The following is an 18625-nucleotide window of genomic DNA, read 5'->3' on the forward strand; positions in this document are numbered from 1 at the left end:
CCCCCTTTAAACCGTTACATCTGATTTTGACTCTTGTTTATTTAATTCTGTTGGCTTCTCTGGATTTGTTGGTTTCTTCGGCTCTGTTTGTTTCTCTGGATTCGTTGGCGGATCTACTGGTGGTTTCGGTTTCTCTGGATCCGTTGGCGGATCTACTGGTGGTTTCGGTTTCTCTGGATCCGTCGGCGGATCTACTGGTGGTTTCGGTTTCTCTGGATCCGTTGGCGGATCTACTGGTGGTTTCGGTTTCTCTGGATCCGTTGGCGGATCTACTGGTGGTTTCGGTTTCTCTGGATCCGTCGGCGGATCTACTGGTGGTTTCGGTTTCTCTGGATCCGTTGGCGGATCTACTGGTGGTTTCGGTTTCTCTGGATCCGTTGGTGGATCTACTGGCGGTTTCGGCTTTTCTGGATCCGTTGGCGGATCTACCGGCGGATCTACCGGCGGATCTACCGGCGGTTTCGGCTTTTCTGGATCCGTTGGTGGATCTACTGGCGGATCTACCGGCGGTTTCGGCTTTTCTGGATCCGTTGGTGGATCTACTGGCGGTTTTGGCTTTTCTGGATCCGTTGGTGGATCTACTGGCGGTTTTGGCTTTTCTGGATCCGTTGGTGGATCTACTGGCGGATCTACCGGCGGTTTTGGTTTCTCTGGTTCTGTTGGTGGATTTACTGGCGGTTTTGGTTTCTCTAGATCTGTTGGTTCCTCTGGTTCTGTTGGTTTCGGTTTTTCTGTCCCTGTATTTTCCGTATTACCATTCTCACCTTCCGGTGTAACTGGTGGAAGAATATCTCCTATACTCGCTACTGAAGATTCAATATTTTGATCGCCAAAAGCAAAATGATCTCCGTTCAGGGTTACTTGTGGTTTATTATCTGTAATAGCTGCCATCACATTATCTTTTGTTGTATCTTGAAGTGTTTTATCTTTTGTTTCTTTATCAAAGAGTGCAAGAACACGAGAAGTGGTTTCATCTCCATTTTGAAGATTACTTACAATGGACTTTTCTTTAAAATTAATTTTTGATTTATCAAGCTCTTCTAGTACATAAGCAACCTCATTATCTTTACTTTGAATTGCATTCTCTGTCATTGCTTCAAAATCTTGTTTGTTCAGATTTTCTTTCTTTTCCTCTGGCTTACTCTTATCTACTTTTTTTGTAATAGCTGACTTACTTTTTGAGGATTCCTTGCTTCCAAACCAACTGCATCCAGTAGTACCCAATATTAATGAACCACCAAGAAAAACAATTCCCATCTTTTTATACAGATTTTCATAATTTAATGGCATGTTATTTTTTCCCCCTTAGATGTCCTTTAGATCTTTATCAATTCTTTCAATCTTAGCTTTCTTTTCCTCTTCGCTTATCGTAGATTGTTGAACATCTCGCTTTTCTAATTCTTTCACCTCTTTCATCAAGCTTTTATTTCCTTGCGTTTTGGCAAAAGAATAACAATCTTCATATTTTTTTAAACTTACAAAAGCTTCAACAATGAGCTTTTCACGTCTACCATCCATATTGACTTTCCCTTTGAGCTTAATTACCTCTTCATATTTTTTATTAAGTGCTGCCTTTTCAAAGTCGATCACATCATTCTTGACATCAATCTCTTTGATTTTATTCATGTTGTCTATCCCGATAAAATAAGCAACCACACTCTCTGCAAATTTCGGCTCATACTGTAGTGCCTTATTTGCCTTTCCATTTAATAAATAAGTAAATAAAACTGCCTTCTGATTATCTTTATCTAATTCTGTGTAATTGACCTTATCAAAGTATTTAACAGCTTCTCCATACTGTTGAATGGCTGCCTGTTGTAATCCTTTTACTACATATTGTTCCGAGCCAGCATTTGCACTCGAAACTGGCTCGGAAGAGAATAATTTAAAGGCAAATATGGCACCAGCTCCAATTAACACCACACTTCCTATAACACTCGCAATCATCTTGAATCCTTTTCTATTTTCCTTTCCAGGCTTTACTTGTGTTTTCACTTCATCCGATGGACTATAGGAGGGTTCCTCCTTTCTTTCTGGTAATTCTTCTTGATATTCATATTCTTCATGAAAAGGAGAATCATTGATTTCCCTTTCTAACGTTTCTAACAGCTCCTTCTTTTGTTCCTCTTGTTCTGGATCTAATTGCATCACATTCATTTTTTTAGAAATGTGATCAAAAATGTGATCTGCATATCTCGAACCAAGCGATAACGTACCGTTATAAATTTCATTAGCATGACCATCTAACAAATCGAAATCAATATGTTCTTGCCGCCCTGCCTCTCTATAAACTCGTTCTAATCGCTTAGTTAAGATATAAGCTTCATGAAACGAATATTGCTTACTCGACTCAATTTCTGTTCCATTACTACTCTTAAAAATGACAAACATAGCTTCTCCTTTCTCACATTTACTTTAAATTCCAATGAAAAAAGGCAACAAAAAAAGCCATACCTTTTGCATAGCCTCCTCATTGCCTTATTTATATTTTTTCACTATTTCATCCAGAGAAATGGGAATAAGATTTGACCAAATTTTACATTGCTATTTACGCTCTCTGCTAAGTATTGGCATCCCATTACGATAACGAGTCCGGCTGCCCCACCAATAAACCACCAAATACATTTATGTCTTCCTCGTTCACCACCCCAAATTAAGAGGTAAGCACCCCAGCAAAACACAATAGCTGTACTCACCATTGCTCCTCTTTGCATCCATGTAATAAATGAATTCCCCGTATTAATTAGACCATCCATCGCATCACCTAACACTAACATTTGAGCTACTGTTTCCATCATAGACATATACATTCACTCCCTTTTCATTTTTAGATGCTCACACGTTACTAAGCTGACTTGACTCATTCGGCTTGCTGTCTTCTTTTACTTCTGTTGGTGTTGCCTTATAAGCTTGTAAAGCTTTCATTACTAAATCTTGATTTTCTTCCATACATTTCTGATGATGTAAATGAAGCCAATGGTTATAATCCTGACCATTGGCTTTTAATAGATTTGCTACCATTTCTTTTTCCTTTTTTAATTCCTTCTGTGTAATCGTCACTGTATCACCACCTTTCAATGATTATGTGATTACTTCTGATATTGTTCTTTGCAATTTTGAACGAAATAGGTAACTTCTTTTTCAAGTTCGGATTCTTTAAATGTGGAAAAATCAATATCTTTTTTCAATTTTCCTTTTTCATAATAAGCAAGCGCATCTCTTCTTTGTGATAATCCCCAATCATAAGGATTACTCGAAGGTGGAACCTCCTCACTTTCTTCATCTAACTCTTGTATCTGAACTTTTTCTTGCTGCGCTACTTTTTTTACAATATGAAGCCAATTCTCTCTTTTCTTCTTAGTGGAATTTAGCATAACAAAACCTGTGCCATCCTCACTCATGAACTTCTTCATTTCTAACGGACTAAGTTCCATTACTTCCCCTTTTCCCGAGCTAAAGACAAATGTTGAACCAATACCAATTGCCATTAACAGTCCAACTACAGCGGAAATGATCCACCCTTTACGACTCATACATGTTCCTCCCTATGTCATATTTTTATAAGCGATTTTGAAGTGTGATGAGACACGTTTAAACTTCAACATCTGTCTTTATTTTATAACATTTAAAGGAAAGTGGGATAGAAAATGGAAATATCATTTATGGCTGGAATGACGAACCCTGTATTGGTATGCGTATAGAAACTAACCCCGACCTAGCTTCTATATGCCCAATACCGCACTACGTATTTTGGCATGAACGTAGAACCTTATGTATCTACTGTTTGTATGGTTTATCGCTTCTTTAGAATGTCAAAATGGGATATTCCTCACGATCACTAGCGCAAACAGATTTTTGATACAATGCATTTCCAATGGTCACAGATATGAGTTTTACGTACGCACTCTTCTAACGATAATCGTATACCAAACCCCTCTAGTGACCGTTTCAAGGGAGGCACGCATATATATTGAAAGCCGTATATCATCCTTCTACATCATTACTGAAAGGAAGATATACGCAATATATATCTAAATTGTCAAAGAGCAAATTACTTTGTGCTATGTTCTCAGCACACTTCAAAATCGCTTTTTTATTTACACTTTTGTTTTACAGCTACTAATTCCGCTTTTTTATTTTTCCGTTTGGCAATTAAGTTTTGATGTTCATCTCTAACCGAGCGCACTTGATAATAAATTTGAGCTACCTTTTCGATGCTTCCTGTTCTATTTTCAATTGCGATGGCACCTTTCAGTTCGTATGTTTTTCCATCAAAAGTTTTAACACTATGAGCCTGTGATGCGGCAATATCATAGAATGTGAGCCTTTGTTCTTTTCCCATATGAACGCCTCCTATTTTTGATAAAGAAGGGAGAAAAACGCTTCTCCCTTGTATAGTTTTCTAGCCATCTAGATAGGATGAAATAGTAAACGAGTGCTTCATATCATGCTAGGATTGTTGTGTTGTACGAAGTGATAATGCGTTGTGCTGCCTCTTTTCCATATATCTGCTGTAATACGGATTGAGATTCAACTACGATTGAATGATGAATGTGGTATGTTGCGCATTCTTTTAAAAACTGCTCCATATGAGGGATCGGGTACAAATCATATTGATGAAATACCAGGTGAATTGGTCTTATATTCTTGCATTCTGTTAGATGTTGAAGAAAGTTCGATAACGCTTCCCCTCTTTCTTCATAAGTGCTTTGTTCTGTTTCTACACGAATATAAACAACTACTTTTTGATACCTATCAATTTGAAGTGTTTCATAACCAACAAATAGATCATGCTTCAGTATGTGATACCCTTGCTCTTGTTTCTCTTTGTATGTGTCTTCAAAAAAGATACCTTTCGGATCAAAAATGAAAATAAAATCATCGTTTGTTTCTTTTACACCTTCTATGACCGATTTATAAGCCCCAAATCGAGCTTCTATCACACCTGCAACCTTTTCCCTTTCATTCATCTCTTTCAACGCTCTAATCACTTTTGTATACTTCTTAGCTACGCCTAACATGTATTGCACTCCTTCCTATTTCATTTCCCTCTTATAACTACTACTGAAACCAAAAATACTCTTTTTGTTCCCCTTGCTTTTCACGTTGATGTTTTTCAAGAATGTATAACAAAGTGATAGTTATCGCATCCCTTATTTCTTTTGAATAAAGACCTAGCTCATGGAAGATATGATAAGCTGGATGCTCAATTTCAAGCGAACCCACTACTTCTACCAAGTTTGCTTCACTCTCATATATTTTTTCCGTGAACTCAATTACTTGTTTCACATCTAGGTAATATAGGTTTTTATGTCGTTGATCCAGATACAAAATACTTCCTGCCAATAATTTTGTAGCGGATTCTATCCAATAATCATGTTGCTTTAATGGTTTAATGACAGTTTGAGCGATCGAAACTGCTTGCATCAGTTCTTCAGCAAGCCAAGCACTTTTGCGCTGCATAACGTCTTCCCCAAGTTTCCCTAATTTTTTCGTTTTACCGACGTAGATTTCTGACATCTCATTTCATCTCCCTCTCGGTTTCTTATATCTTGCTCCCTATCCAAAAAACAACTGTCCAAATGGGAATTACGAGTATACATGCATTACGAAATCCAATAGCAAAACCAAGCGGATTTTCATCTGTTTTACTAAAATGAGATTGGTATTTTGTCATATACTATTAGTCCTTTCACGATTGAGCTTTTTTTCGATTTCTTACTGCAAATACAGCTCCAATTAAGCCAAGTGCGACACATACAAGACCAATCCATTTTATGTATGGATTTTCGGCTTTACCGCCTGTTGTCGGAAGATAAGTTTCGATTTTCTTTGGTGTTTGTTCTAGTTGTGGTTTCATAATAATCTGTTGTGGTTGCTCTAGTTGTGGAATGACAGGTTTTTCGGTTACTTTTGGTTGTTCCGGCACCTGTGGTTGTGGTGTCTCTGGTGTAGGTGGCGTCGGTTTCTTCTGATCCTTCACCGTATGCTTAATGATTTGACCATCCTCTTTAATTTCAAAAGAGAATATTTCTTCATTTAGTAAATATCCTTCTGGTGCGAATGTTTCTTTATATGTGTACTTTCCATATGGAAGCTTAAATTTCGCTATGCCGTTTTGATCCGTTTTTCCTTTTACAACTTCTTCACCTTTTTCGTTAAAGATGGTAAATTCAGCATTTGGAAGCTTATTGTTGCCATCCGCAATATCTACCTTGCTAATCTCCAACTCTCCTGTGATTTGCTTATTTTTCGCTGTTAGCATGATTGTCTTTCCTTGTTCCGAGATACTAAAAGGAATAGGCTCTTTTGTTAACACATAGCCAGTTGGCGCTTGCTTCTCAACAAATGAGTATGCACCAAATGGTAAGTCTTTTACTTCAACCAAACCGTTTTTATCACTTTTGTGTTCGCTAATTTTCTTTCCTTTACTATCTTGAAGAATGAACACCGCACCTTCTAATTTTTTATCTGGATTCTTTCCATCCACTTTAAGAAGTTGCACGTTTCCTTTTACTTCTTTATTTTCAACTGTAAATGTTAGTGTTTTTCCTTGTTCTTTGATCTCGAATGGATATTTTGTTTGATTAAGAAGATATCCTTCTACCCCTTTTGTCTCAACAAAATAATACTTACCATATGGAAGATCTTTCACTTGTGCAATCCCTTGTTCATTTGTAGTTGTTTTTGTGATTTCTTTTCCCTCTGCTGTATACACTGTGAACTCAACTTTTGGAAGATTTTTTCCGCTATCACTTAATTTCTTAATCTCAATGTTTCCTTTTACTTTTACGTTTTGTACTGCAATCGTAGCAACCTCGCCTGTTTTAACTTCAATCTGTTGTGGCTGCCCATTTAGTACATAACCAGTAGGTGATTTTACCTCTTTAAGAGTATAAGTTCCGATTTCTAAACCAGAAAGGCTTGCTGAACCTTGCTCATTTGTAGTCATTGTGCCTACTTTTTCATTTGCACTGTTCATGACTTCAAATGCTGCACCTTGTAGCAATTCTTTTTGCTCTCCTACTTTTATTACTTTCAATCCACCAAGGGATTTCCAGTTTACTTGTAGATCGGCACTCACTTTTTCCTCATTTTTTTCTAAAAGGACTGTTGCATCTTGGACTTTATCAGTTCCTTGATAAGCGACTGCCTGCAAATTAGAAAGATTAGATGTTACTTTTAAGGAAAAGTTACCTGTTTGAGAGGATTTCGGTATCAAAATACGGAATTGTTCTCCTAAATTGAATTGTTGTTTCGCTTCACCTTTTGTGGAAACAACTTTCGTTCCATTCGGTGCATTAGCTAGTTGAACTGTAAACACACCGTTCTTAGCATTACTTTCAATTTGATACACTGTCGTTTCAAAGTACTCACCGTTTAACTTTGCTTCTTGATTGTCTGTTGGCGTTACATTCATGTACATATCTTGTGTTTCCTGGCTTGCATTCGCACTATCAATAATAGCTTTTACAGCTTTCGCAACATTCCCATTACGATGCTGAACTTCGTTAATGTCAATTTGACCCAACGCTGCCCAAATACTAAGCTGTGTAGCGTAATGCGCTTCATTCCAGTTAGAAACTCCTAATTCTTGTGGACTCTTTTGCGGATATCCATTTAGAAGAACCCGATACACAACATCATCTGTGCGCCCCATCTCTGGAAGATCATTACCGTTGGGACTTAATTTCCCATAAGTTAAACAATACGCAATTTGCCCATTCGCATTCTTCAATAATTCTGTCCGTAGGTCTTTCCCGTACATGGGACTAAAACTCCAATTTATTTCGTATTTCTCACGATTAATGACTTCAGCACTCGCTTTCGTAAGTGGAAATACAAAATTTAAGACAATTAGAAGCATACTCATGACAATGAGTAACGTTTGATACGATCGTTTCAACATACTAACAGCTCCCTCAAATGATATGCAGTTTTCAAAGAACAATTTAATCTGAATTTTCTGATTTAAAAACTTAAAAAATAACAATAAAATTGTACCTTTTTTACATGGTTCATTTACAATATAAATGTATAATTATTTTTTGTGAAAATGGTTTATTCCAACTTTGCTCGATAGTAAGTTGCAAAAAAAATGTTCTCAATTGGTTCTTCAAAAAAATCCGCAATGTTTTTTGCCCTGCTAAAAATTAAACCTTTTCTCCCTGATTCTACATCGTATAAAGTACTTGTAGGAATTTTGGAACCCTTTGAAACTTCTTTAATTGTATAACCCTTTGACTCACGAATTTCTCTTAGAACTGTCAAATATCTCCCCCCTTTTTTTACAGTTTATTAGTCTTTAAGCCGAAAGTCAACACTTAATATGTTAACTTTTTTAAATTTTAACACAAATATAGTTATAAGGAGCTAAAAACCATGTTTGGAAAAAGATTAAGAGAATTAAGAAACAAAAAAAATATGAGCGCTACCGCTCTTGGAAAAGCATTAGGGATTGCTCAAACAACAATTTCCAATTGGGAAAATTCAGGAGCTGAGCCAAATTATGAAATGCTAGTAAAAATCTCACGCTTTTTTGGTGTATCAGTTGACTATTTAGTTGGAAATGACGGTGATTCTAATAAAAATGAAATAAGTAGATTAGCAAAAGAATTATATGAAGACCTTAATTCAGTCTCCGAAGATGAACGTCAAGAAATAGAAAAAGGATTATTAGAGTACATAGAGTTCCTTGGGTATAAAGTCAAAAAAACAAAGAAATAAATCCTTTGCCTTTTAATTTGCTCTCTTTCTTAGACTAGATTTTGAATTTTTATTTTGCTGTATATAAGTTTGTAATTTACTATGTAGTTCAACATAATTACTTGTTTGTGACAACACCGATACCAAGAAATCGTAATCAACTCGTTTACATATATTTTTCTTTTTCATCAAATAGGCACTCTCCTGTAAAATGGATTTTCTTTTATAAATTCCTATTTTTACGCATTAGTGGAACGAAACATTAAAAATTACCAACAAATGTTCCACCCCTTAAACAACAAATGACACTACAATGTTTTGTAGTGTCATCTTTTAACAAGCCTATCACCCAGCACCGCCACCAGGATCTACCATCATATATTGAATGATTTTAGCAATACTCCCTTGCATGGGGAGCATTGCTAATGCTGTTATTGTAATTAGCAAATAAGTTTTCTTTGTCCAATTTTTCACTTGTACCACTCCTACTTCAATTTTAGTACATTTTTAGGAAGTTCTGCATAGAACAAGTCGTTATTTCTCTCAAATGCCAATAATGCTTCTCTCATTAAATTCATATCATCTCTTGCAAGAGCCTGAATGAAAACTTGTAACGGTGTCAAGAAACCATTTTTCCTTTTGATTTCTTCAATAAGATTATCTGCTTGTTGATTCAGACCTCTTTTGACATACAAATATGCAAGTTCTGCCGGATTTTTTGGTTCTATATTATCTAGATTCTTTTCAAGATGTATGTTAAGAAAATCTAGAGTTGTTTGTATCATTTGTTTCTTCTTGAACATCTTTTTGTTATTTGGGGATATCATAAGTTGCAACCCTTTATCCAAGTAGTACTTAGATAATTCATAATCGCTTAGTATATATGTCTCACCCATGATACAGCATGCTGTTGCTTTTGGTATTAAAGCTACTCTCCCTTGTCTAGCAATCATTTCATTACATAATTCTCTTGCCTTTTCCAGCTCGTTATTCCTATGATAACTTGTAGCAAGCAATTCCATAGTTCGTAATTCATAAGAAGAACGTAAAAATGGATTTTTCAAATTTTTAATTTGTGATAATAAATCATTTGTATATTCACTTACCAAATTATAATTTCGATAATCAAAAAAAGCGTAGATTAGTGAAAAATCCATTGGGATTTTGCTAATATCATCTGTACTCTTTCTTTGTTCCATTTTCTTTTTTACTGTTTTTAAAAAAGTTTGCGGATTTATTTTTCCATCATTTCTTAAATGAAGTAATTCATAAGCATTTGCAAATTTACGATTCAGTATATTGTTAGATTCTTTTTCCTTATCAATTAAATACTGTAATACATCTAATTCTCCACACATATCTAAATATTCAAAAGCAACTCTCAAATTCACTTTACGCTTTGCTTTTTCACAATATTTCAGTACTTCCGTTTTCCTAAAATTATAATCATGTGGGTATAACATATTCAATATTTCAGTGTAAATATAAAAATCAAACTCCCTTTTCCTGGTAAATGACTCATTTATTTTAGAATGACTGGTATCAAACATTGCTGCAAGCTGTCTATTAGTAATACCTTTATCATTTAGATCTTTATGGATTTTTTCTAGAATCATGGTATATTCTCACATCCTCTTGAAATGCTAATGTATGGGAAAATACATGCGTATAGAATATTCTGTAAATACATTCTACCAGAAATTAGTGAAACTTTCGTTCCAATATACATTTTTCTATATTTCTATATAAATTTCAGAATTTTCAATAAAAATAACGCGTTTTCTTATTCAACTTCTAACTTATTCTTAGTTGATATTTCAAAAAACTATGTGTAAAATAGTTTACAAAGACATTATTAATTACCTATATTAAAAACGGTTCAATTAATGATACTATTATTAAGTTTATATAAAAAAATAAAACCCCACCGCACGGTTTTTAATTAGTCTAGGTCGGCAAACTTCGAACTAATTAAAAACTCCTCTGGATAGGGTTTTAAATTCACATTATAAATGTATGTGTTTTTCTTTAATGTCATACTTGATGTTAAAATTATACCATAAGTTGCATACAATGTGAATATAAAACCTCTGTTTTCCTGTTTATTTGTGGTGGGAAAATTAGGAGGTTTTTTCTGTGTTATTGCACAATTTTTTGCTCAGTCGAGCGAAAGCCGAATTAAGTCCCCACATCAATCACCTATCAAAGAAAACCGGGGCTATTAATCAATCAATTAAGAAAGTTATTACTTACATTGATAATATTGTCCTAGAATATGAGGGTGTTACTACGAAGGATTACCTCACAAAACGTAAATATGAAGCTGTAGAAACAGTTTTATCGTACCTAGTACAAGAAGGTTATTCCCAAGTAAAGCAAGATCATATCAGCAAAAAGTCAGGGATTTCAAAACCAATTATTAACTACGTGTTTAATTGGTTACAAGACTTGGGAGTGTGCCAACAAATCAAAGTACGAAGATATGGTAAAATTGCCCCTTCAATTTACATTTTAACTTTACATAACAATTATTTAAAAATCATTGAATATTTCAAGCTGAAATGGGCTGTAGCAATTGATGTCTGTTCTACTTTTACTAAACTTTTAAAGAAAAAACTCTTTAAAGAAGTTGTTGAATCCAAACATGAGGAAAAGAATACTTTATTTAATGGCATAGATATTTTAAATTTTGAAGAACTAGAAAGATCAAATACTATTTCACAAAACGCTATTGATAGATTACAAGATTTAAATGATTATTTAAGTGAAGATCAGAAAAAAGCATATCGATATATAACAAGTCAACCAGTAACATATTTAACAGAACAGGACGCTTATACTATAGCCTTAAGAATGCCGAAAAAAATTGATCGTTATCAAAGATGGGATTTTGAAAAATGCGTTGAATGGTTTGAATATAATCAAGCTGAAATAAGTAATCCCGCTCATTTTATGAAAATGTTCGCTGAAAAATCTAAACAAAGAAAAGAGCGTAACGATTATGAAGCGAAAGAAGCCTTAACTAATATGGAACATGCACAAAAATATGAAAGCATACTTCCAATTATAGACTGGCTTAATAACAAGAAAATAGATTCCATTCTGCAAAAAATGGGTGTTCTAAGGCCCTAATAAAAAAACATCTAAAACTTAGCCTTGCTCAAAAATAATATAATTAGCAAGGCTATTTGTCATGTATTCTTATAATCCCCAAGCAACGTACTATTTTTCCCAAAAAAGAAATTCAAAACACCTCTCAGATCTTATAATTATTTCTCTTTTTCTAAACTAATCAGCTATGAAATTTCCACTCATATGAAACTGAAATTTCTATCATTTACTCACAAATTAACCTTGTAATTTACTAAGGTAAAATCTTGAATCCCTTGATACATATAGCCTAGCACCTCTAAAATAGATTCTAATGTTTATAATGATTTTATTTTTTAAACAAGATTTAATAAATACAGTATTCTATCCTAAAAGGGAAACATTATAAGTATGTTCTTTATCATTTTCTGACAGAAGACTCCCTCTTAATTTTTGTGATTATTTGAGGAAATATATCAAATTTACAAAAAGTAGGGAAGCTTGTATGTTTTTACAAGCTTCCCTACTTTTTTTGTATTATTTAAGTTATTTTTTAAATAATTTAGCGAACCATGATTTTTCTTGTTGAGTAGATGCAACTAACTTCTTAGTTTCTTGTATTTCACGAATTACTTCTAATAGCTGTTGATCCCTGTTATTTATTTTCCCATCAATATTCTTGTGTTGTTCATCAATCTTATTCAATAACATATGATTAGTTTGTTCTAAATGATCTATGCGCTGTAAAAGTTCCATGTTCATGGCTTTTTGCTCTTGAAAATATATAGAAACCTCTTTCATACTTTCATACATCGTCTGAATAATTGGCTTCGTGATTTCGTCGTCTTCATCGCTCTCTTCTACTACAATATAATCTACATTTTGTTTTAACATCCGTTCTATTATTTCTGGTGGCTCTTGTGCATCTTTCATATTAGCAATTAATTTAAAAAGCTCTAATGCTTCCTGTTCATATCTCAGCGTTCGCCCCTTCGTCCCAGCGACGGTTGGTAAATATGGTTTGAATTGATCCCGCCAGGCCTGAAGAGTTGTCCGTGGCTTCCCAAGCATCCTTGCTATATCTGCAAGGGAATATGTTTTCTTATAAGGTTCTTCCCTATCCATTTCATCGCCCTTCCCCCATCGTCATTTGTTATTATCGATGTCCGACATGTCGTCATTACATTGTTATTGATTATCATCCATGTCGGTCATGTTGTCATTGTATTGTTATTGATTATCATCCATGTCAGTCATGTTGTCATTGTATTGTTATTGATTATCATCCATGTCGGTCATGTTGTCATTACATTGTTGTTGACCATCATTTATGTCGGTCATGTTGTTTTTTTACTGTTATTCATCATCATTTATGTTCGACATGTCGGCGTCTAACTGTTATGTGATTAATTCGTTTGAAAGAAGGTATTTCCTTGTTTATTTTGAATTTTTTAAGTGTATAGGTTAATTAAATAATAAGTACGATTCAAGTCGTACTTATTATTTAAAGTGTTCTTATTTTTGATTAAATATGCTAAAGCATAATCAAAAGTAGCACTTAAGTCGTACTTAATGTATAAAGGGGGAATTATAAATGAAAATTGGAAGAAAAGTAGCAGATTTCGGAAATAGTTTTAATAATTTCATGGTTGATGGTTATTATATTGAACTTGCAACGAATGTAGTTAAAATTTCAAAGAAAAAAGCCGAGGATTTACTTGTTGATCGTATTTCTAGACCAGAAGATTTACTGGATAGATTACTAATTTCCACTGAAATCGAAGGTGAAGAGTCTTTCTATTTAGTTGGGCAATTAGCTGAAGATAATCAGTTGGCAAACTCACATGTAAATAAGATGCACGATAAAATTAATAGTCCTATCCCATACGTAAGCTTTTTAGGAGCAATAGCATATTATCATGCCCTTAACGCTGATCAAGAAGATAATGAAGTTGAAATTGAACACATGAGTATGATGCTTCCAATTTGGCTTTTAAAACGCGAAGAGAAATTTAGCATTGCCCATAAAAAAATGGAAGAAAAATTTATCGGTGAACATAAAGTTAAAGTGTTAACACCAGGAATGGAGAAAGAACTAACTATTACAGTCAATTCAGCAAAATGTAGAAATGAATCAGAAGTTGCCAGACATTCTTTAAAATATAAAATGGTTTCAAAAGATCAGAATACAAATGTAATTAGTATTGAAAAGCGATATGAATCTGAGAGATTCGATGACTATGAAGTAGTTTTAACTGACATTGGTGGCGGTTCTACAGATGCTGTGCGATTAGGTAAAGGACTTACTACACCTAAGCACAGAGATTCTTTCCAAGTTATCGATATTGAACCATTCTTAGGATACCTAGAACGCTTTAGAAAAGAAAAATTGATTCAATACTTTAAGGATCTAAGAACATTAGAGAAATTTATAGTTAATAAATATAAAGTACAAAAGTATGTACTATCGAATGAAAATACTGGTGAAGAATATGATTTTACAAATGAAATTGTAGAGGCACTGAAAGAATATGCAAGAATTTTAGTTGCTAAAATTCTTGATGTATTCATCCCATCTAGTACGAATACAGTATTGAAATTCATTTATATCGGAGGCGAAGCACCCGTTTTAGAACCATACATCCGTCTCGCTTTATTGAATCATATGTCTGAAATGGCTGCTAAAAACAATCACTTCTTCTTGAACGATATTATTCAAAATAGCGAAAAAGAAGTATTTGCTCCAACTTCACGCACAATTAATCTAGCTGCATTAGAATTAAAAGTAATTGATGAAATGAAGGGACAGTTAGCTTAAAATAAAGGGATGTGCTGATAATGGCTAAAAATAGAAAAATGGCATTACATGCTGATAATATGCCTGAAGATGTGTATAGAATCCTTAATGAAAAAGCTAATGGTAGACAATTAACAGCATTTGTTGTTGAACTGGTACAAAATGAAAAACATTATGCGCAACTACTGCAGAAATTAGATAATGTGGAACAGAGATTAAATCTTTTAGATACAGTTGAAAATAAATTGGAGCTTCTACTTACTAATGGATTTGTTCCCGCACAGAGACAAGAAGATTTAAAAGCAGAGGAGCCCATATTGCAAGAAGGTAAAATTATTGACGCTAGGGTAGTACTTGGTGGGATTTCTGAAGAAGATAACGAAGAACTTGATTTTTAACTAGCATAGAAGACCTTTAGGTATAATCCTAAGGTCTTTTTATATTTATGTGACCTAAAGTCTGTTGAATTGAACTACCCGCCACTTAACACCCTTATGGGTTGTTTGAAGTGGGGATTCCTACGAACACCAAAGTATCCTTCGGTTATCCTAGTAGGCTAATCCCATAGTTCCTACGGTTAATACGAAATTCGTACGGTATCACAATCTTATTTTGTTTTTTTGATATCTAGAAATAGACTTGGTTTTGGTAGCAAGAATCCCACTGACATAAGTCATCTTTCCCCTTTAGGGATGGGAATGTCAAAATGAAGTAGTCCTGATATCACTACTAAAATTTTCTTTACAATATAGAAATATCCCTATTTCTATAATTAGATATTTCCCTATATCTCTACTTTTGTTATTAGAAATGGAGGTATGGGGAGAGCTTTTAACAAATTACTGATTCTATTGTATGTACCCATATCACTACTATAATCTTCTTTGTAATAGGAGAATATCCCTATTTCTATAATTAGATATTTCCCTATATCTCTACTTTTGTTATTAGAAATGAAGGGATAGGAAGAGCTTTTGAAAAATTACTGATTCTATTGTATGTACCCATATCACTACTATAACCTTCTTCTTAATATAGATATATCCCTATTTCTATAATTGGATATTTCCCTATACCTCTACTTTTGTTATTAGAAATGGAGGTATGGGGAGAGCTTTTAACAAATTACTGATTCTATTGTATGTACCCATATCACTACTATAACCTTCTTCTTAATATAGATATATCCCTATTTCTATAATTGGATATTTCCCTATACCTCTACTTTTGTTATTAGAAATGGAGGTATGGGGAGAGCTTTTAACAAATTACTGATTCTATTGTATGTACCCATATCACTACTATAACCTTCTTCTTAATATAGATATATCCCTATTTCTATAATTGGATATTTCCCTATACCTCTACTTTTGTTATTAGAAATGGAGGTATGGGGAGAGCTTTTAACAAATTACTGATTCTATTGCATGTACCACATATCACTGCTATAACCTTCTTCTTAATATAGATATATCCCTATTTCTATGATTGGATATTTCCCTATACCTCTACTTTTGTTATCCGAAATGGAGGTATGGGGAGAGCTTTTAATAAATTACTGATTCTATTGCATGTACCACATATCACTGCTATAATCTTCTTTATAACATAGAAATATCCCTATTTCTATAATTAGATATTTCCCTATATTTCTAACCCTTTCACTAAAATATAGGAATAGGGATATAGGGAAATATTCTAAAAAATAAATGGAGTGGTATAAATGGCTATTACAATTACTGTTGGAAATTACAAAGGAGGCGTTGGTAAAACCACTAATGCTGTATTAAATTCTTATGAATTCGCAAAAAAGGGGAAACGAACTTTACTCGTTGACCTTGATCCACAGAGTAATGCAACAAAATCTCTTATGTTAACAAAATCTATCCTTAATCCTGACGAAAAGGTAACTTTAACTAAAACATTGATGAAAGGGATTCAAGAGGGGAATTTAGATGGATTAGAAGTTGAAATAATGGAAAATTTACATTTAATTCCTTCTTATGTTGATTTTCAAGATTTCGCAAAATTTCTATATAAATCGTGTTCTTCGGAAGAAGAGGAAGATTTCTACTTTAAGGGATTACTTGAGAAAATAAAACATAAATACGATTACATATTTATCGATGTTCCACCTATGTCAATTGAAGTTACAAAAAATGCAGTTGTAGCTTCTGATTATGTTCTTATAACTCTACAAACACAAGAACGTTCTCTTACAGGTGCAGAAAACTACATTAACCAACTAGTAAAATTAAAAGAGCAATATAATCTTGAAATTGAAGTTGTAGGTATTCTTCCAGTGCTATTAAAAAATAATGGTAAAGTGGATGAATACATTATGGAAAATGCTCGTGAAATTTTTGGTGAAGAAAACCTATTTAAAAATATCGTTCCACAGATGGAACGTATTAAAAGGTTTGATGTTAACGGTATTACTGAAAATGATAGACATGATTTAAATGTAATAGAACTATACGAAAAAATTAGTGATGAATTATTATCTCGTATCAATGTTTTTGAAAGTATGAAGGTTGGTGTATAACATGGCAAGAACTCCTGGATTATTAGGCAGAAAAAAGAGCAATTTTGACCCAATAGATCCTTATATCCCAAACGAGGATTCAGTTGTAACAAAAAGTGGCGAAGATACTCCTACTTTTCCACCTAAAAATGAACAAGAACAAGTAAATCAGCCAGAGAAAAAGAAATTTACAAACCAACAAGGCAGTATTAAAATTTCTAGTCAATCTAAGGAAGAGCTTGGAGCACTAATGAAACTCACTAATAAAAAATATACTCATGAAATAATTGATTTACTTATACATTATTATGTAGAAAATCAATTAACCCCTGAACAGAAAAGGAAATTTAAATTATTAACAGAGATTTAGAAATATAGAAATATCCCTACTTAGAAATAGGGATATTTCTATATTTTTTGTAGTTGAAAAAATATCATCACCAGAACTTCTTCCACGACTTTCTCTTCCCTCTTCTCATCGCCGCAATTCCCTTATGATATTCCCTCATCAATCGCTTTGTCTCTTAAGCTAACTATTTAATATCTTTTTTATACTTGGCTACAATAACACTAAACCACTGATCAGTATTAACACGCCATTCTTTTTATCTCTTCAAAATCTGGAATATCCTTTAGTTTCATTTTTATCGTTTTCCGGCAGAAGACTCATTCCTCAAAAATGTGAAGGTGAGAAACACCAATTTTAGGTGGGAGATGAATGTCGGTTGGCGTAAGCCAACATGTTTGCTACCATATACTTGTACAGATTGCTCTTTGAAAACTGAAGATATAAGGTTGGTTGCAGAAAAACGTTGCAACCGTAAAATCTTCAACGTTCTATCGCCCCACGCTTGCCGAAGTTGCGAAAACCAAGCTAAAGTAGGAAGCGTGGTGAGTCAACGTACAAGATACTTATGTTCTCACCGTAGGGACTACGGGCAGAGCCTGCTAAGATAGCCGGTGGATACATCGGTGTTCGCAGGAATCTCCCACTTCAAACAGTCCGTAAGGACGTTAAGTGGTGAGTAGTTCAATGTAGTTAATCTCTTTTGACATCAATGGTTTAGATATTATCCATTAATACTATAATATGCACCACATATCACTACTATAATCTCCTTTTCAATATAGAAATATCCCTATTTCTATAAGTGGATATTTCTATATCCCATTGCTTTTGTTACAGAAATGAAGGTATAGGAGAGAGCTTTTGAAAAGTTACTGGAATAATATAAATTACTGATTCTATTGTATATACCACATATCACTACTATAATCTCCTTTTCAATATAGAAATATCCCTATTTCTATAAGTGGATATTTCTATATCCCATTGCTTTTGTTACAGAAATGAAGATATAGAAGAGAGCTTTTGAAAAGTTACTGGAATAATATAAATTACTGATTCTATTGTATATACTATATATCACTACTATAATCTCCTTTTCAATATAGAAATATCCCTATTTCTATAAGTAGATATTTCTATATCCCGTTGCTTTTGTTAC

The 18625-nt window shown here is 33.8% G+C and carries 20 protein-coding genes; 6 read left to right on the forward strand and 14 right to left on the reverse strand.

What is annotated here, in order from left to right:
- Positions 1 to 6: 6 nt before the first annotated feature.
- The 11 genes from MHI07_RS28460 to MHI07_RS28510 all read right to left on the reverse strand — a co-directional run bounded on the left by MHI07_RS28460 (position 7) and on the right by MHI07_RS28510 (position 8271).
- Positions 7 to 1290: a hypothetical protein gene (locus MHI07_RS28460; protein WP_340827228.1), complete on the reverse strand. Its 1284-nt coding sequence runs from the start codon at positions 1288 to 1290 to the stop codon at positions 7 to 9.
- Between the two features lie 15 nt (positions 1291 to 1305).
- A complete protein-coding gene (locus tag MHI07_RS28465; protein ID WP_340827229.1) occupies positions 1306 to 2391 on the reverse strand; it encodes a hypothetical protein in 1086 nt (361 codons plus the stop codon).
- Between the two features lie 104 nt (positions 2392 to 2495).
- Complete coding sequence (locus MHI07_RS28470) at positions 2496 to 2804, reverse strand: hypothetical protein (RefSeq protein ID WP_002187864.1); 309 nt, start codon at positions 2802 to 2804, stop codon at positions 2496 to 2498.
- A 31-nt stretch (positions 2805 to 2835) separates the two neighbouring features.
- Entirely contained in the window at positions 2836 to 3060 is a 225-nt protein-coding gene (locus MHI07_RS28475; RefSeq protein WP_059038382.1) for a hypothetical protein, read from the reverse strand.
- A gap of 29 nt (positions 3061 to 3089) precedes the next feature.
- Positions 3090 to 3533, reverse strand: a complete 444-nt coding sequence (locus tag MHI07_RS28480) for a hypothetical protein (protein ID WP_340827231.1) — start codon at positions 3531 to 3533, stop codon at positions 3090 to 3092.
- Between the two features lie 560 nt (positions 3534 to 4093).
- Positions 4094 to 4342: a hypothetical protein gene (locus MHI07_RS28485; protein ID WP_340827232.1), complete on the reverse strand. Its 249-nt coding sequence runs from the start codon at positions 4340 to 4342 to the stop codon at positions 4094 to 4096.
- Between the two features lie 103 nt (positions 4343 to 4445).
- Positions 4446 to 5021, reverse strand: coding sequence for a TraM recognition domain-containing protein (locus MHI07_RS28490; protein WP_340827233.1), 576 nt, complete (start codon positions 5019 to 5021; stop codon positions 4446 to 4448).
- 40 nt (positions 5022 to 5061) lie between these two features.
- Positions 5062 to 5520 (reverse strand): hypothetical protein, encoded by a 459-nt coding sequence (locus tag MHI07_RS28495; RefSeq protein WP_002191984.1) that lies wholly within the window; start codon positions 5518 to 5520, stop codon positions 5062 to 5064.
- 25 nt (positions 5521 to 5545) lie between these two features.
- Positions 5546 to 5677, reverse strand: a complete 132-nt coding sequence (locus tag MHI07_RS28500; protein WP_002191985.1) for a hypothetical protein — start codon at positions 5675 to 5677, stop codon at positions 5546 to 5548.
- 15 nt (positions 5678 to 5692) lie between these two features.
- Positions 5693 to 7909, reverse strand: a complete 2217-nt coding sequence (locus tag MHI07_RS28505; RefSeq protein WP_340827235.1) for a SpaA isopeptide-forming pilin-related protein — start codon at positions 7907 to 7909, stop codon at positions 5693 to 5695.
- Positions 7910 to 8061: 152 nt separating this feature from the next.
- Positions 8062 to 8271 (reverse strand): helix-turn-helix transcriptional regulator, encoded by a 210-nt coding sequence (locus MHI07_RS28510; protein WP_002187883.1) that lies wholly within the window; start codon positions 8269 to 8271, stop codon positions 8062 to 8064.
- Positions 8272 to 8382: 111 nt separating this feature from the next.
- Between MHI07_RS28510 and MHI07_RS28515 the strand changes: the two genes are divergently transcribed.
- The gene (locus tag MHI07_RS28515) at positions 8383 to 8727 is read left to right on the forward strand and encodes a helix-turn-helix domain-containing protein (RefSeq protein WP_002187884.1); all 345 of its coding nucleotides are present in this window, start codon (positions 8383 to 8385) and stop codon (positions 8725 to 8727) included.
- 324 nt (positions 8728 to 9051) lie between these two features.
- Here the strand turns inward: MHI07_RS28515 and MHI07_RS28520 are convergent, their stop codons facing one another.
- Positions 9052 to 9180 (reverse strand): hypothetical protein, encoded by a 129-nt coding sequence (locus MHI07_RS28520; protein WP_002187888.1) that lies wholly within the window; start codon positions 9178 to 9180, stop codon positions 9052 to 9054.
- An 11-nt stretch (positions 9181 to 9191) separates the two neighbouring features.
- Positions 9192 to 10322, reverse strand: a complete 1131-nt coding sequence (locus tag MHI07_RS28525; RefSeq protein WP_002187890.1) for an AimR family lysis-lysogeny pheromone receptor — start codon at positions 10320 to 10322, stop codon at positions 9192 to 9194.
- A 520-nt stretch (positions 10323 to 10842) separates the two neighbouring features.
- Between MHI07_RS28525 and MHI07_RS28530 the strand changes: the two genes are divergently transcribed.
- The gene (locus MHI07_RS28530) at positions 10843 to 11838 is read left to right on the forward strand and encodes a Replicase RepFR55 (RefSeq protein WP_088004794.1); all 996 of its coding nucleotides are present in this window, start codon (positions 10843 to 10845) and stop codon (positions 11836 to 11838) included.
- A gap of 504 nt (positions 11839 to 12342) precedes the next feature.
- Here the strand turns inward: MHI07_RS28530 and MHI07_RS28535 are convergent.
- The gene (locus tag MHI07_RS28535; protein WP_002187893.1) at positions 12343 to 12921 is read right to left on the reverse strand and encodes a DUF3967 domain-containing protein; all 579 of its coding nucleotides are present in this window, start codon (positions 12919 to 12921) and stop codon (positions 12343 to 12345) included.
- A gap of 469 nt (positions 12922 to 13390) precedes the next feature.
- Here MHI07_RS28535 and MHI07_RS28540 point away from each other — a divergent pair, with 469 nt between their 5' ends.
- From MHI07_RS28540 to MHI07_RS28555, 4 genes are all read left to right on the forward strand, one after another.
- Positions 13391 to 14614, forward strand: coding sequence for a ParM/StbA family protein (locus MHI07_RS28540; RefSeq protein ID WP_340827238.1), 1224 nt, complete (start codon positions 13391 to 13393; stop codon positions 14612 to 14614).
- 20 nt (positions 14615 to 14634) lie between these two features.
- Positions 14635 to 14991 carry a hypothetical protein gene (locus MHI07_RS28545; protein WP_215582593.1) on the forward strand — a complete coding sequence of 119 codons (357 nt, stop codon included), beginning with the start codon at positions 14635 to 14637 and terminating at the stop codon, positions 14989 to 14991.
- 1325 nt (positions 14992 to 16316) lie between these two features.
- Positions 16317 to 17138, forward strand: a complete 822-nt coding sequence (locus MHI07_RS28550) for a ParA family protein (RefSeq protein ID WP_340827239.1) — start codon at positions 16317 to 16319, stop codon at positions 17136 to 17138.
- A 1-nt stretch (position 17139) separates the two neighbouring features.
- A complete protein-coding gene (locus MHI07_RS28555; protein ID WP_340827240.1) occupies positions 17140 to 17487 on the forward strand; it encodes a hypothetical protein in 348 nt (115 codons plus the stop codon).
- Positions 17488 to 18625 lie beyond the last annotated feature (1138 nt).

It is taken from the genome of Bacillus sp. FSL H8-0545 (assembly GCF_038006105.1).
In the GTDB taxonomy this organism is placed as follows: domain Bacteria; phylum Bacillota; class Bacilli; order Bacillales; family Bacillaceae_G; genus Bacillus_A; species Bacillus_A cereus_U.